This window comes from Mucilaginibacter dorajii (genome assembly GCF_024808255.1).
GTDB classification, from domain to species: Bacteria; Bacteroidota; Bacteroidia; order Sphingobacteriales; family Sphingobacteriaceae; genus Mucilaginibacter; species Mucilaginibacter dorajii.
In genome coordinates, this window is the sequence record NZ_JANTYS010000006.1 from 245,874 (window position 1) to 262,492 (window position 16,619).

Genomic DNA, 16,619 nt, shown 5'->3' on the forward strand with positions numbered 1-16,619 from the left:
CGCTGCAACCCTTAGGGGTAATGTTTGGCGCGGACTTAAATCACAAATAATCTTTAACCTATCTACTTATGAAAATTTCTAAACCTGCTTTGGTGGTATTGCTTGCCCCAGTCATATTAAGCAGTGTAATGCTTACCTCATGCAACTTTAGTAAGGGCACCAAAAGGGACCTACTTACGGGCTTATCCTTTAGTTACAATGGATTCATTGTGCAGGATGTTTTATTGATAGATCCGGCTAATAAACGCATGACCGATAATAAAGTACAAATAAATACTCGCATAGCAATAGTGGCACTCGGGCTAAACAACTATGGACTTAAGGATGGCAAGGTTTTCCCGGGGATGATGCTGTTGGTGACCGACAAAAAGGGAACTGTCATACTTAAAGCCGATGACCTTTTTGCCGGCGACCAGGGCCATCCGCCTGCCGAGGCCACCGAACTGCGCGGGGATATCACCGTTGCCAAACCAATGGTAGCCGGCCAAACCTATCACGTTAAAGCGCGCATTTGGGACAAAGTTAAAGCCGATAACGAGGTCAATATTGAAACAGACCTGGTTGTACAATAAGTTATAATACCGCTCAAATTTGATAACCCTTTAAATTATTTATCATGGCCATCCTATTGCCGAGAAAACCGACCCTTATTTGCCTGGCAGTGCTGGGGCCTATTTGCATTGTGGACGGCATTGTCAAAAAAGACACCCAAGAGATCCTGGCAATGTTGGTCGTATTCATATTTGCCATAGTAACCCTGATTAACGACAGGAAGAAAAAACTGGCCGGAAAAAATGCCCGGGAACGTAGCAATCCCATGAACCCCAACCGGTAACCTTAATAAATACCACCATGCCCGACGAAAAAAGTTTTTGGACAACCATACCCGGAATTATTACCGGCCTGGCTGCTATTGTAACCGCTGTTACCGGTTTAATTGTGGCGTTAAACGGGGCAGGGCTATTCAGCAAACCGGCAGCGGCAGGCAAAATATCTACCGAAACAAAACCGCTGATCAAAAAAGATGTGGATAGTTTACCAGCTAAACAGGCCGAACCGCAACAGCCGGCTGAAAGCCTGAAGGCAGTATTTTCAATGACGCGGGTAAAAATTGAAGACCATGAATACACCATCCTTGGCGCATCGCTTGAACCTATAACGCCCGAAAGCAATTCGCTTGCAATTAAAATAAAATACAAAAACAACAGTAATTATTCGCCGGCTACTTTCTGGAACGATGGCTTCAGGCTTGCCATTGATGGGGCACTTACACCACCTACCGGCGATTTAAGTGAACTGGTTGAGCGGCACGCTGAGCTGGTTGGCACTGTAACCTTTGAGGTGCCTAACAATGCTAAGAGCCTTGCTTTACACATCCTTGACGTGGGGAAAGATATTGCCCTACCTATTAAACTGACGCCCGATTGATTGCGGCATGATACCAATATCTATACAAAGAAAATGCCACCCTACAACATGGATGCTTTTACCCTTTGTTTTAAGACTTATAAAAGTACAATAACGAATCTATAAATCTACCAGGAATGAAAACACTTCAAAACTACATTGCAATAACCGGGGAACAACACCTACCAAAAAGACCAGAGAAAAATGAGAACGCAAAAATCATAACCAGATCCCCGCTTGCCGCTTTACTCATGTGTAGCTTATTAATTACTTTGTATGGTTGCGGCAAACCGTCTGATAACCCTACTCCCCCCGTAGTAAATATCTCGGCCTGTACTATTGCAAGTGATGTTGACCAGGCGCTCGGGCTCCGTAATTTTGAATATGATGATAAAGGCCTTCTTACAAAGATGACGGGGCTCAATTATTATTACGGGCCTTTCGTCAGGACTATTACATCTGCTAAAGCTGTTGACGCTTATCCTACTTCATCGGTTGATGGGCTGGGCAACCATTACAACGGCACAATTAACATTACCTATAATTATACTGGCGGCAGCGGGAATATTTATGATGGGAATCCTGAATTTATGCACCAAATATTTAAGGGATCAAATCAGCCTTCGGCAATAATAAGCGACTCGTTGTATCAATTTAAATACGACGATGCAAAGAAACACCTCACTTCGGTTTTAATAGCGGTACCATTCGGTGGTTACAAGGACGCCAACGGCTTCGCGCTTTTCAGATATGAACTCAATTTTACCTATGACGCCAATGATAACGTAACACAAATAAAAATTGTATCTGATTTAGTAAGAAAGGTCAACGTACCTCAATCTGGGGAGAGCAGGATCGATTACCTACAAACCTCTGATGAGTTGCTGAATATAACTTATGATAATAAGCCCTCACCATATACGGCTATCTTCAAATACTGGAAATTTATAGGCAACGATTTTAGCGGTTTTGGCGCATATAACCTGGACAAGGTTCGTTTTTGGGCAGGCCGATGCGCAATCCTGAGCAAAAATAACCCGGTTAAAATAACCGGGAAACTGATAACCACCAACGGCGCGGCAGCGGCGGACATTAACTCAACCCTTACCTATCAATACAATGACAAAGATTTCCCGATTACCGTGGCACTTGATGGCTCGGGCATCAATTCTTTTACTTACAACTGCAAATAGGTTGCTGGTAGCGCAGTTCCAGTATGTTAAATATGATGAAGTGCTTGTGTGAGGCTTTCCTATGGTTAACGTGTTCAATCAATAATTAAAACTACAATACTCAACACCCATGAAAAAAACTTATAAATCCGAAATTTTCTGCTTTGTGGCGCACATGTTAAAATTTACTAAATTAATGACCCTTGCCGGCTTACTGATTTTTGCCGGATGCGGCAAAGATTCGCCCCCGGCAACTAAAACAGGAACAGGTACCGTCGTTGATACTCTGGCTCCCAGCAAAGTTGCCGTAGTCGCTTTAGATGATGAAGTGAATACCTTTATGACTACTTATAACGTTCCGGCGGTATCTGTTGCCATTACCAAAGGCGAGAAACTGGTTTATTTAAAAGCTTATGGCACAAGCGATAAATCTAAAGGAACCAAAGCTGTGATCAGCGACCGCTACCGTTTGGCCAGCCTTTCAAAACAGTTTACATCTGTTGCCATTATGAGGCTGCTTGATCAGGGTAAGATAAAGCTGGATGATAAAGTATTTGGCGATGGCGCGCTGTTAGGTAAAACCTATGGTACTAAAGCTTATGGCCCTCATATTGCCGATATTACAGTTGATGAGCTGCTGCATCATACATCCGGAGGTTGGGGTAATGAAGTAAATGACCCGATGTTTAGTAACCCCGGGATGACGGCTGCACAGCTCATCACCTGGACTTTAGATAACCGCCCGCTTGATCATGCACCAGGCACCAACTATGATTACTCTAACTTTGGTTACTGCATATTGGGCCGTGTGATAGAAAAAATAACCGGGCAAACCTATGAGGAAGCCGTAAAAACACTGGTACTTACACCTATTGGCATTACGGATATGACCATTGGTGGTAATACACTTGCCCAAAAACTATCTAAAGAAGTCACTTACTATGGCCAAAGCGGTGAAGATCCTTATGCATACCAAATCAGCCGGATGGACTCGCACGGAGGATGGATTGCCACCGCTGCCGACCTGGCCCGGCTCCTGGTTTATATTGATAAATTTCCGGTACGTACGGATATTCTTACACCGTCGACGTTAAATATTATGTATACCGGTTCAACAGCCAATGCAGCTTATGGATGCGGCTGGGGTATTAATGGCAATAACTATGTCCACACGGGAAGTCTGCCCGGCACAGCCACTGAACAGGCCCGTTTGGATAACGGATTTAATTTTGTGATTTTGACCAATACGCGCAGTTGGAAAAGCAATTTTGATTATTATTTAGATCAGATATTCTGGCGGGCTTACGCCAAAAACCCAACCTGGGCTACAGATGATTTGTTCATTAAATAAACCTACCATCATGAAACGCAATACTTTCCTGCGGATGCTATCCGTAACCGGCGCTGTTTTAGCCGTGCCGGTTAGCGTAATTGCTAAAAGCTATACCATGCTTGGGGAAAAAGCCGGCTATAAAATTGATGCCGGTGCAGATCGTTTTCAAAAACCCATCAACCTGTTTGACGGGGACACTTTTTATACCAAGGTATCTGCTAAAGATACCGATGGCGATTTGTATGTATATGAATCATCGCGCGTAAAAAAAGGCGGGCCAAACCTGCATCTCCATTACAACCAGGACGAATGGTGGTACATTTTGGAGGGAGAGTTTGTGATAAAAGTGGGCGATAAAATGCACCATGTTAAACCCGGCGATAGTGTATTCGGTCCGCGGGGTGTGCCGCACGCGTTTTCAAAGGTAGGAGAAGGTGTTGGCCGGATGCTCACCACTTTTCAGCCGGCGGGTAAAATGGAAGAATGTTTTATAGCCATAAGCGAAGGGCAAATGAAAGGCAAACCCGAAGCCGAACAGGACGAGTTTAGGAAACAACACGGCTTTGAACGCGTTGGGCCGCCAATTGATATATTAAAGGCATTTTAAGCTCAAAATCCTCCTATATAATTAACAGCCATGAAAATTTGTAGTGTTAAGTTCATAGTAGTTTGTCTGTGCTGGTTGTATGGTTTTAAAGCCTACAGCCAGCAAACAGATACCACCAAAGAAAACCCGGCGATACGGCAGCTTGTTAAAAATTATGAAGACGCCTGGAACCGGCACGACCCTAAAGGCCTGGCCGATAATTACACCGTTGATGCCACCTGGGTAAACTGGTTTGGTGCTTACTACAAGGGAAGGGATGATATTCAGTTTCATTATCAGCAGGTGCACGCCACTTATTTTAAAGCCACGCATTATTATACCCGCGCGGTTGAAGATATTACTTACCCGTATCCTAATCTTGCTATATCACATGTGCGAACCGGTTTAGATGGCGATGAACGTTTTCCCGGTCAAACGTTTGAGTTTAGGCGGATGATTGTACTGGTAAAACGCGATGGCGCGTGGAAGATCCTGGCCGGGCAAAATGCCAAATTAGAAAAAGGAATAAAATAGGAATGATGAATAAAGAAACCACCCCAATTAAACAAAAACTGAGCCTGGTATACCTATGGCTTGTTCCGCCGGCAACCATGGCTATTGCCTTTGGGATAGCCCCGGTAAGTTATAAAATATATTTACCCCTTTGGGGTTTGCATGCCTGTTTGATGATCCTTTCCGCATACCATCTTGGCCTGCGTAAACTGTGGGTGCAAGGCTCATCCGGCAAACAACAAGCCATAACCGCGCTGTTACTATTTACGCCCTGGCTGTTGTTTTCCGTCTTCGCGGGCATGGGGCCGCCACCCCGAACATTGCAGGGCTGGGTTAACACCGCTGCCGAACAGCAAACACGCTACGCCATCCTGATAGCAGGCGGCATGTTGCTTTTGTTAGGCACCGCCTTGTTGAAAACGCGATTACAGGCAACCGGTGAAAACCTGTATTCGGTATTAGCATTTGCAGCGCTGAGCATGGCAATGCCCTTGTTTATGATCAATATGGCCTTCTGGGGTTATTACCTTACCGATGCTTTCCGGCTGTTTGCTGCAAACCCAGCCGCTAAACGCCCGGATTTGTACGTTGCCGTAAAGAGTTTGTTTTATGTGATCAGTGTGGCCGAAGTTATATTGATGTACCTGGGGAGCTTTCTTTTCGCGGCGGCACTCAAAATAACAGGCTTACTCGGTAAACGTGCATCCCGTTGGTATATGGGCTGCAGTTTAATTGCTATTTTGCTGGAACTAATACCGCCCAACTGGCCAGACCCTTTTGGTACAGCAGGCTTCCTGGTGGCTATTCCCGCCATTCCGTTTATTATGTATTATCTTATGGGGGTGCGATTGTTGAAAGCAGCTTAAACCCGAGCTGGTGGTAAGGCATCATATTAACTCCGTCAAGTTGATGCAAGTTATTGCGCGTTTCATCCGGGATATCGGCAGCAATTCGCCATACAAAGATGCTTTCCCGGGAGGAAAGACGATTTGCTTAGCTGAACTTGTACAAGGCCACACGCATTAGCGAATTGCACCCTCCTTCTTAGCTACACATAGCAAATTATCGCCAATATTTCCCTCAAAACAAAAAATGTAACAAACTCGAAAGTATCTGCAACAAACTCGAAAGTTTTTTTTTACCGGCCAACGTTTATTTGTAACGGAAATTTTGCTTCGCCGGCAACGTATCAGCAAACATCCTTAAATAAAATAACATCTAAACCCATACCTATGAAACCTGCAAGAAAACAAAAAATTCATCCGCCCGCCCATGCCTTTAACACGCCCTCATTTAAATTCCCTTGTCCCCGGCAGGCAATGTGGCCAATAGACTAAATATTTTACACTCATTAAGATAACTTATTTACACGGTCAGAACACCGATTCGCTCATTGGCTGACCATGGATTAAACCGATCACTTAAACTGTGTTCATCAATTTACCTGCAATGAAAAAATACCTTTTGCTGTTAGCCCTGGTTTACTGCGGGCACTACAGGCTTCATGCCCAGGACCTTGAAAATATTGCTCAACAAAAACCGGTAACTCTTTCAGGGAGTGTGCAGGCACAGGGCATATTTTACAATGCAACGGGTATAGCCGATAGGCGGCAGCCATTCACCTATTACCTTTCCGGCAGCCCCATCATTAGTTTTTATGGTTTGGATGTACCGCTATCTTTCAGCTTCAGCCAATCCGATAAATCATTCCGGCAACCTTTTAACCAATATGGTATCAGTCCTACCTACAAATGGGTTACTGTGCACCTGGGTTACAGGGATATTTCTTTTTCACCCTATACCCTGGGCGGGCACACTATGCTTGGGGCAGGTTTCGAACTTAATCCCGGGAAGCTTAGGGTTGGCTTTATGTATGGCAAACTTAACAGTGCAACCACTATTGACACCACAACCCAGGCATTGGTACCTTTTTCTTTTTCAAGAAAAGCATACGCCGCCAAACTCGGTTACGGAACCGACCGTAATTTTTTTGAGTTGAGCTACCTGAGTGCCAAAGACGACACCATCAAACCTGCCGGACTTACCCCACAGCTTAACTACGTAAGCCCGGCAAAAAATGACGTTATGGGCTACACCTCCAGGTTCAGCTTGTGGAAGTATTTGTTTTTTGAAAGCGACGGCGCTTTAAGCCTGTATACTAATGATATCAATTCGCCTATTGAACTTAGCAACGGCACCAGTACCCTGCTCAACAAACTCCGCAGCACTTTCGGGCTTAACGGCACATCAGAGTATTATACCGCGTTTTCGGCCGGCCTTGGTTATAAAAGCAAGGATTATGGGCTTAAAATTAAATACAAACGCGTGGATCCCGATTTTCAAACCATGGGTGCCTACTACTTTAGTTCGGACTATGAAAATTGGACGGTAAGCCCCTCTGCAAGCCTTGATAAAGGCAAAATTAGATTTAATGGCAGCCTGGGATTTCAGCATGATAACGTTAAGCATCAGAAACGGGCCACCAACCACCGTATCATCGGCGCGTTTAACGCTGGCGTCGATATTACCAAATCGTTTTCCGTGGAAGCGGTGTACACCAACTTCTCCGACAATCAAAAAGCGCAAACCGTTTTATTTGCTGATTCGCTAAAGATTGTACAAACCACCCAAACCATTACCATCATGCCCCGGTACATGATCATCAACACCGATGTGATCCATGTTATTTCCGGATCGTTAACCCGTAATAGTTTGAATGACTTTAACACTTTTTATAGTACCGATGCCGTATCGCGCAGCGTGAAAACTAACCAGTATACGCTGAGTTACAATATCAATTTCCCTAAAAGAATGCTGAGCGCCTATCTTAATATATCCGATACCAAATTAAGCGGACAAGGAATGCGTAACAGTTTCAAATCGGCAACGGCGGGTGCTAACAAGATCTTTTTCCAGAAACTGCAAACCGGTCTCAGCGGCACCTTCACCAGCACTAAGTCGCTGGCAGGCGAAGATGCGTTTATTGTTAATGCTACCGGTAACCTGGGTTACCGGGTAACCCAAAAACAACTGGTATCCTTCAATCTTTTCCTGACCAATAACAAGGTGAAAACTTCAGGGCCTGCTTTGCAACCAAATTTTACAGAAACCCGCGGGGAACTAAGTTACCTGCTAAGCTTTTGAAACCATGAAAAAACTGTACCTCTTTTTACTCATTTGTATTGCCTGGCTGCCTCTACAAGCCCAGGTAAGCGTATCTATACAGATATTGCCACCTTATCCGCGTAAGATAACCGATTATTCCTCGCAGCCGCAGTTGATGGTGGTTAGCGTCACCAATTTGTCCACAACAACACGGCGTATACAGCTAAGGGGCAGCATTACCGGTGATAACGGTGTAGAGCTGAGCGTAAAACCTACTTATAAAAGCTCTACGGTAATTGAACTTGGGCCGGGGCAAAGCCGCAGCTTGAACGGTAACGACATCGGTAAGTTTTTTGATTATACGAAAGTAGTTTACAAGGGCATCACCCAAAGCGATTTCATCAACAAAAATGGGTTACCCGAGGGGAGTTACCGTTTTTGTGTACAAGCTTTTGACTACGATACCAATGCACCCATCAGTCCGGATGAGCCGGTAGGCTGCAGCAATACCTTTACCATCAGCAGCCTGGAGCCGCCAACCATTATTACACCGATGGAAGACGCGCAGCTATCTGCCGCTGCCGGGCAGATTGTATTGATGCAATGGAGCACGCCGCCGGGAACATCGCCCCAGATCATGTCGTCGGTGAGATATAAACTAAGGATGGTAGAGGTTATAGGCGACAGGAACCCGAGCAATGCCTTGATGTCGGCCACGCAGCCCTATTTTTTCGAAAAGGAGGTTACCGGCAACTCTTATGTTTATAATGCTGCCGACCCGCAGCTTACGCCCGGCCGCCGTTACGCGATGCTGGTAGAGGCTTTTGATCCTTTTAATAATACCCCTTTTCGTAATAAAGGCCGTAGCGAGGTTAGGTCGTTCATTTACGGCGGGCCACCGATAGTAAAGATAGATACCTTAAAAGCAAAAGAAGAAGCTAAACAGAAAGCTCAATCGGTACAATACGCTACCAACACCATCAAAGGCAAGCTGTTATGGGCGTTTAAAAAAACAGAGCCTCAATACAGCGGCTCATCAGGCTTTGGCGGGGTATCACCTGCAATCCCTGTTCCAGTCAACACGATAGTGAAGGCTACACCGCCACCAATTGTATTAACGGGTGGACCTATACATGGTCTCGCCTCAAGGCCGGTATCGGGTTTAAGGATGCCTGTATTTAATGCTCCTAATGTTTTAAATGATTCAAGACTCGCCGCCGCTGCCCAGATTGATCCTACCTTGATCAGTTCTTTGCCGCCACCGGTCGTAACCCCGTCTGGCCCGGCAGCTACTGATGTAATTACCACATCGGGAGGCACCAATTTATCTTATACCCAGGATCCGATAACGGTTGATACTGCCACTGAGCGATACGCATTACCCAATACGCAGATCACCATTAAGGGGGTTATAGACCCAAGTTGGAAAACAACAAACGGCTTTTCGGCCACAACAGCAGCAACGCAATTTACCTATACCACAACGGATTATTCGTATCTGGGGATGTATTCTTTTCCGTCGATGAGTTTCCAGAATTCCATGTTCGATTTTAGCTTTGGTTTTCACTATAACTTAGATCCACCGCCTGTAGAAGAATTAATAACCAGCGGTAAAACAGATGGCGGCGGCAATTTCGCTATCGATTTTACCCATCCATCTTACATGGGCTTATCTAAATATAACAAACTGATCATCAGCGTAGAGTCGACCGATTTTGAGCAGAAAAGTGTTGAAATCCCGATAAGCAAGCTGGATTCGACAGGGACGCGCGATATAGGGCAGATCCTGTTACTGGCCCGTACGATGCGTTTTACACCCAGGCTTAGCATAGATAATGTGGCCGATGCCAATGCGGAAGATAAGGTAGCGATAGTACACATTTACAGGGATAAGGTTGACTTTGAAAACACCAATTACCTGTACCAGGAGGGAAACATCCCTTTTGACGCCAAACACGCTGAAACCATAAACGGACGTAGCGTGGTTGAAGTTGCAGTTGATAGTGTAAAAATGGGTACCGGAGGCGGGGCAATAAAGTTTGGCCGGTTATTTTATGGTGGCCGGTTCACTGTAATTATTGATAGCCACAACCAGCGCTTTAACGGTAAAACTACCGATCTGCAGGCCCATAACCTTAACCTTGCCGCTAATTTGGTGCTAAACGTTAGCGCCGATTTTAGATTAACAGCCACGCCGGCCTATGTATTTGGCGAAGTAAGGATGTCGCTGCCTACGGGGTTTGTGCCGGTTTCTGGAGCAATAGTCAAGGTTGAATACAACACGAGCGATTTATTGAATCCAGGTCCACCACCAATCACGGGTTCTATAATTGGTTATTTAAATGGTGCGCGCTCAAAAATAGATCTCCTTCTTGGCGGTAATAATAACCAGGTGCCTGTGGCAAGCGGCCTCATTGCCCGGCCACTAATGATTAACATTCCCGGACTTAGGAGTACACCACTCAACACCCCTATCACAAGCGGCATGGTTAATCTTGCTACTGCTAAACCTATAAACCCTGCTGGCCTTTCCGGTACGGTTGCAAGTGAAGCGAGCAAAACTAAAATACTGGCGCAAAGTGTTTTGAGCCAGGCAGATGAGCTGAGCCTGATAAAATTGTTAAGCACCGACTATGGCCCATATAGCGCTAAAACAGATTCTCTTGGCAGGTTTACTATCCCTAACCTGCCACAGTTAAAAGACGGCAAGAACTTTACGGTAAAACTCATTAAAGTAAGCAGCGAATTTCAGGATCTGGAAGTAACGCCCGATACCGTACAATCCTTCACGGGCCTGGCCAAAGGATCAAACAGGGAGGTGATATTTAGCATCAAGCCGGATATAGTTAGTGTAGTGGGCAGGGCTGTTTCATCTACCAAACAAGCCATTCCTAATGCCCGCCTGCATTTTGTTAATTCAACGGTTTATTTTAATTCGGGCGAAGACGGGCTTTTTCAAACAAGTTATTACCAGGGTAGCCATAAGCTAATGATCGAGAAGGAGGGTTATCTTTCACAAACCATTGACGTGGTTATCCCCGCCCCGCCGAAAGCCAATACCGGTCAAAACACCAATCCTGGCATCGCCTTGCAGAATAATGCATTCAATATAACGCCCGATACCAAAGTTAGCCAGGTGATAAACCCCGGTGGTAATGTATTGAAGGTTAACCAGCTTAACGCCAATGTTTTTACTACAAATACTATACAGGCGTCAATAAACAGGGGTTTTATCTATAATACATCCATGTTTGGTTTCGCCGGGCCAACAATACCAAGCGCAACGTCGCCTGTGATAAGCGATGTAAAGCTGGTTACAAATGCGTTGGTGCTCAATAATACGCCAGGTGCTGTTGGAAGTGTCTTTGCCAATAACCCGATAATGAACAGGCCTGTTACGGATAGGAATATTATCAACAACGTTCAAATGACGGCCTCGGCTATCCAATTTGCCGACCTATATTCAAAAAACCTTCATAACAACCCGCTGGTTCAATCGGCGGTACGTACCATTGATCTGGGCGATTGCGGTAACCTGGTACGCCGTACAGGCAGGGTAAGGTTTAAAATTTTAGGCCCCGGTGACCTGCCAGTAAATAACGCCACCATCGCGTTGTTTGATACATCGTACGTAGCTCAAAACGGCGAGTGGTTTTATGAGGGTTTTGGTGGCAACGCCAAGGTAAGTATAACGCCCCCCAGCGGCTCGGACCTTGTAGCTGCTGAACAATCGGTAAACGTAATTGAAGATGGTACCGAAGTTATCCAGGTTATTAAACTTGTAAAAGGCACGCTGATTACAGGTATTGTTACAGGTGCGGGGCATACTATAAGCGGCGCCAGTATTGTGGTTGAAAACCAGCCATACCTCAATACCGTTACCGGGGCCGACGGGCGTTACCAGATCAGCCTTCCCTCGGGCAATACAAGCCTTAAGGCATCAAAATCGGGTTTTATATCATTAGCAAAAGATGTAACAGTCGGTGCTTCAAACCCTTCTGTTGATTTTACACTTAGCGACGGCGGAGGGAGAAATATAAGCAGTTTACTGGGCTTCCCGGTATCGCTCGATAAAATGACTTCTGCCGGTCCAAATACTTACCTGGTGAGCGGCACATTCAGTGATCTTACGCCGCTCTTTTCGGTATTCAGCAGCCATGATAAAATAGCGGTGAATTTTAGCAATGTAAAGGTTACGTTTGATGCATCAAACAATCCTATTCCGGATGGTAATAGGGTACAAACCGACGAGCAGCAGATACCGCTTAAATTATTTAACTTTTTACCGGTAGTACTTAAAACCGATGGAGAAGCCCTGGTTGTTACAGGTACAACGGGTGGCAAGGGAGAGATAAAAGGCAAGCTGCAATTGGATTTGACGGGTGTAACAAACAGCCGCGGTTACTTGTTGGCCAAAGGCTTTGTGCCACAGTTAATGCCCGACAATGCCTCATCGCCCGAGGTTGCCCTTTTCAGTTCGGGCGGGGTACCATCATCCTTAACCAAACTCAAATTTACAGGCGGAGATGCGGGTGCCACCGATTGGGAGGCCGAAGTATATGGCTTTAAGGCTAAAATAGCCTTCGCTAATAGTTTTGTAGATCAGCAGGGTATCCACCTGCAGGGTTCGGTAAGCACGCCCGACCTGGGTATAATAAAAACCATAAACTTAAAAATTGAAGATTTTGTGCTGAGCCCGCAATTGCAGATCAGTAAGTTAAAAATAGTAGCTACAGATCTTCCCAAACTATCTATCGGCAGTTGGGAAGCCTCATTAGCCTCATTGGTATTTACCGAAGACGGCTTTAATTTTGGCGGAAGTATCACCGTGCAAATCCCTAAATCAACACCATCTACAGTAACTTTTTCTGATTTGAGGGTAGGTAAGGATATCTTTTATGGAGGCAGCTTCAAAATTCCGGATGACGGCCTAAACCTGTTGAACGTGGTAAAACTGATGCCGGGCAGCACACCGCTTAGCTTTGGTAAAGCCCCGGGTTCATCGGCCTATAAACTGGCTGGCTCGGGCAGGATCAAATTTGATACATTTATTACCAAAGAGATCAACCTACCTGTTTTTGAAATACAAACCGATGGCCGATTCATGATAGATGCGCCTACAGATTTCTCGGCCGATTTCGCTTTTGCCAAATTCAAGGTTCAAAGCATCCAGTTCAATACCACCGATCAGATCCCTTTTATAGGCGTGCAAGGCGAATTTACGGTAGATGTACCGATGATCAAATTCACCGCCGGAGATATCCGCTTCAAAGCTAAAGTAGGCGGCGGCATAGAGGCCTCGGTAAGCAAGCTTGGGGCGACAATCGATATCCCGGTGATGAAATCGGAGATCCAGGTAGGTATTAAAGACAACGGTTTTGATGGCAACGGATCGTTGTCCATTCCAGGTACTCCTATAAACGCCTCTGTCGATTTTCATTATTATAAAGTAACCGGTGGCATAGATGTAGGCGCTGCCTTCAGCATGGGTACTGTAATCCCTGTGGGGGTTATCACTATTAATCGTGTTGGCGGTGGTTTCAACTACAACAGCGCCGAAAAGAAATTTAAGATAGACATTAACGGAGATGTATCGTTTGCGGGAACCAGTACGCTGGTTAAACTCGCCCCTATAGGCTTATCGGTAGAGAGCGGCCCTGTTATAAAAGGTTATGCTACCGTACAAGTGGCTGATTACCTGAACCTGGCCCATGCCGATCTGGTGCTGGATATCCCTAACCAATATTTTACGGTGGCGATCACCTCAGATATTGAGCCAATAAAAGGTCTGGCAAAAGCACACATTCAGGGCGATCTGGTAGTGAGTGGTAAAAGCTCCGACAGGTATGTATTCCTGGGTTGCGGTATGGATCTTTCCCTGCTGGGCCTCATCAATGCCAGGGCCGATTACGCTATGGCCATAGGCCTTAAAAACCCGCGTACCCGCACCGACAGGCTCTCGTATTATTTTGCCAATGCCGCGCCCGAGTATATCAATACCGAATTTACGGGGGTGTATTTGAACAGTACGGCTCAGTTGGGGATTCCCGAGGATAAAGCCATAGGTTTTGACGTTTACGTAGCCAGTGCTCATGTTTGGTTCTATACCGAATCGAAATCGACGCTGCTGCTTAATTTTGCCGAAAATAGCTATTTGCTTAGTTTATCTGGCAAGTATGGCGGGGGGGCTAAAGCCTGTGCCATTGGTTTATGCGTAAGTGCTGGTTTCCAGGCCTGTTATGACATTCGTGGTGGCCGTAATGATACGGACGGCTGGTTCATATCGGGATCGGCAGGAGGCCGGGCCGACTTTAGCATCGGCGGTTGCAACCCCGGCTGTAACTCCATAGATACCTGCTGGGATTGGCCGCCCGCCGGAGCCAAAGTTTGTGCTACGGCCAATGTCGACCTTGGGTATTCGCAGCGCAAAGGACTTAATTTTGGTATTCATGTAGGTGGCTACCGTTCCGTATGCCCTTAATTTAAAACAGTATGAAAAGATTTAATTTAACAATATTATTACTGATAGCAGCGCTGGGTGTAAACGCACAGCAGGCGCAAACCGGGGTTGCGGGCGGCCATTTATTACCGTCAGACAAGCAGATAATTGTAATGGTGAATTCGCCCGGGCCTGGCACCAAATCACTTAATATTTTCAGAAAATATAAAAGCTATGAGATCACTAAAGATCAAAGTGGCACAGGGAATTTTAAAAAACAGGCTATAATTACCTTCCCGGGTTCCTATGCCGAATTTAAAAAACGTGCGGGAGCATCGTTGGCCGATGAATTTAAGATCCAGGTAAAAGCGAAAGATGATGCGGAAGCCTGGGCTATTTTGCAGAGCACCGATATACAAAAGATAGGTTATTTTTTCCTTTCCAAAGAGTTCCTGGAAGGCATTGGAATGTTGTGGACCGATACCGACATCAAAGGCAATTCGGCAGCAACTGCCTATCGTGTTTCGGGCATCGACGCTGCGGGAAAATCGGAGGTTATTTATACAGAAGCTATCTCTGAAGTAAAACGGGTGCCTTTTCCTAAATTTAAACTGAACAGGGCTTTAGTTGCCGATAGTGTAGTGCAGTTTACGTGGTCGGTTCCGGCGCCGGCTGTAAATCCTGCTGTTTTCGCGGCGGTATACAAGAAATCCTCAACCTCAAAAAACTTTACCGTAGCTGCCGAACGTTTGCTTGTTTACAACCGGGATGATAGTTTGCATGTTTATTTTACCGAAAGGGTAAAGCCAGGCGAATTGCTTACCTATTATGTACAGCCTTTTGATATGGCGGGCAACAAAGGTGCAGGTTCAGATCCTACAAGTCACCTCACTAAATCATTTAAAAGCATTGCTACAATTACAGGTTTTAAAGTAAAAGATACCACCAATGCGCTGTATCTTAGCTGGAACTCGCTGCCCCGGCAGGCTGTTTATTCAGGTATCCAGGTACTTAAATCCCGTTTGGCACAAAAGGATTTTGTTGTTGCAGATACGCTCTCGCCCAACGCCGTTAATTACCTCGATCGTAAGGTGCTGCCCAATATGGTATATTATTACCAGGTAAGACCCTTGCTGGTGCCTTATCCGGGCTTTAAAATGCTGCCAACCGCTACAGCACATGGCTCGCTGCAAGTAAAAAAAGAAAGGCCATCCAAACCGGGGGGATTACATGCTACGCAGGACAGCACGCGGTCGATTGTGCTTAGCTGGGATAAAAATCCCGAGCTGGATCTCTTTGCTTATTATGTGCTTCGCGGAACATCAGATAAAGATATGCGTATCATTTCACCGCCTGTCCGCGATACCGTTTACCGCGATTCATTAAAATATCTCAATGGCGAAACACAATATCTATATGCTGTGCAAGTGATGAACCTGGCGCAAAACATGAGCGATGTATCAATACCAGTAGGTATCCGCCCGCTTAAAGCCCAGTATGTAGCCTCGCCCGGTGGTGTACAAAGCCGCTGGGCAGACCGGGGCGTTAGTCTTAAATGGGAAAATACTGTTGCAGTATATGATAACGTGATCGGGTATATTGTATTTAGGCGTGAAAAAGGCGAGCCTTTGTTTAAGGTGATATCGAAAGTACAGCGCCTGCCGTTTTTTAGGGATACCGTTGTAATTTCGGGTAAAACGTATGAATACGGTATTACCTCTGTTGATGCTTTTGCCAATCAAAGCCTGCTGTCACCACTTACCGAATTGTTGATACCGACAGATGATTTTATTGCCCCACCATCGGATCTGTACCTGAGCAATAAACCAGAAGGCGTCCAGCTCAACTGGCCTGCAAACGACAAGGGTAACCATTATGTAATTTACCGCAGGCAGGCCTCGTCAAAAACATTCAGCAAAGTAGCCGCCGTTGAAAATGCCAGTAGCTACCTGGATAAAACGGTAGTGCCCGGCGTATTATACATTTATAAGATAGCTGCGTTGCTTGATCAAACTGAAAGTAGAACCGGAGGGGAGAAAGCGGTTAGGCGGTTAAAGTGACATA

General features: G+C 45.6%; 11 protein-coding genes. All 11 read left to right on the forward strand.

The window, feature by feature from the left end:
* The first annotated feature begins 68 nt into the window (after window positions 1–68).
* The 11 genes from FHS10_RS10520 to FHS10_RS10570 all read left to right on the forward strand — a co-directional run bounded on the left by FHS10_RS10520 (window position 69) and on the right by FHS10_RS10570 (window position 16,615).
* Window positions 69–572, forward strand: a complete 504-nt coding sequence (locus FHS10_RS10520; protein ID WP_259090183.1) for a hypothetical protein — start codon at window positions 69–71, stop codon at window positions 570–572.
* A 44-nt stretch (window positions 573–616) separates the two neighbouring features.
* On the forward strand, window positions 617–835 hold the full coding sequence (locus tag FHS10_RS10525; RefSeq protein ID WP_259090184.1) for a hypothetical protein: 219 nt from the start codon (window positions 617–619) through the stop codon (window positions 833–835).
* A gap of 17 nt (window positions 836–852) precedes the next feature.
* Entirely contained in the window at window positions 853–1,428 is a 576-nt protein-coding gene (locus FHS10_RS10530; RefSeq protein ID WP_259090186.1) for a hypothetical protein, read from the forward strand.
* A gap of 116 nt (window positions 1,429–1,544) precedes the next feature.
* Window positions 1,545–2,600, forward strand: coding sequence for a hypothetical protein (locus FHS10_RS10535; RefSeq protein WP_259090188.1), 1,056 nt, complete (start codon window positions 1,545–1,547; stop codon window positions 2,598–2,600).
* 109 nt (window positions 2,601–2,709) lie between these two features.
* On the forward strand, window positions 2,710–3,930 hold the full coding sequence (locus FHS10_RS10540; protein WP_259090189.1) for a serine hydrolase domain-containing protein: 1,221 nt from the start codon (window positions 2,710–2,712) through the stop codon (window positions 3,928–3,930).
* A 10-nt stretch (window positions 3,931–3,940) separates the two neighbouring features.
* Window positions 3,941–4,519: a cupin domain-containing protein gene (locus FHS10_RS10545; protein WP_259090191.1), complete on the forward strand. Its 579-nt coding sequence runs from the start codon at window positions 3,941–3,943 to the stop codon at window positions 4,517–4,519.
* A gap of 30 nt (window positions 4,520–4,549) precedes the next feature.
* Window positions 4,550–5,032 (forward strand): YybH family protein, encoded by a 483-nt coding sequence (locus tag FHS10_RS10550; protein ID WP_259090199.1) that lies wholly within the window; start codon window positions 4,550–4,552, stop codon window positions 5,030–5,032.
* Between the two features lie 2 nt (window positions 5,033–5,034).
* Window positions 5,035–5,877, forward strand: coding sequence for a hypothetical protein (locus FHS10_RS10555; RefSeq protein WP_259090201.1), 843 nt, complete (start codon window positions 5,035–5,037; stop codon window positions 5,875–5,877).
* Window positions 5,878–6,460: 583 nt separating this feature from the next.
* Window positions 6,461–8,155, forward strand: a complete 1,695-nt coding sequence (locus FHS10_RS10560; RefSeq protein WP_259090202.1) for a hypothetical protein — start codon at window positions 6,461–6,463, stop codon at window positions 8,153–8,155.
* Window positions 8,156–8,159: 4 nt separating this feature from the next.
* The gene (locus tag FHS10_RS10565; RefSeq protein ID WP_259090204.1) at window positions 8,160–14,597 is read left to right on the forward strand and encodes a carboxypeptidase-like regulatory domain-containing protein; all 6,438 of its coding nucleotides are present in this window, start codon (window positions 8,160–8,162) and stop codon (window positions 14,595–14,597) included.
* 11 nt (window positions 14,598–14,608) lie between these two features.
* A complete protein-coding gene (locus FHS10_RS10570) occupies window positions 14,609–16,615 on the forward strand; it encodes a fibronectin type III domain-containing protein (RefSeq protein WP_259090206.1) in 2,007 nt (668 codons plus the stop codon).
* Window positions 16,616–16,619: the final 4 nt, after the last annotated feature.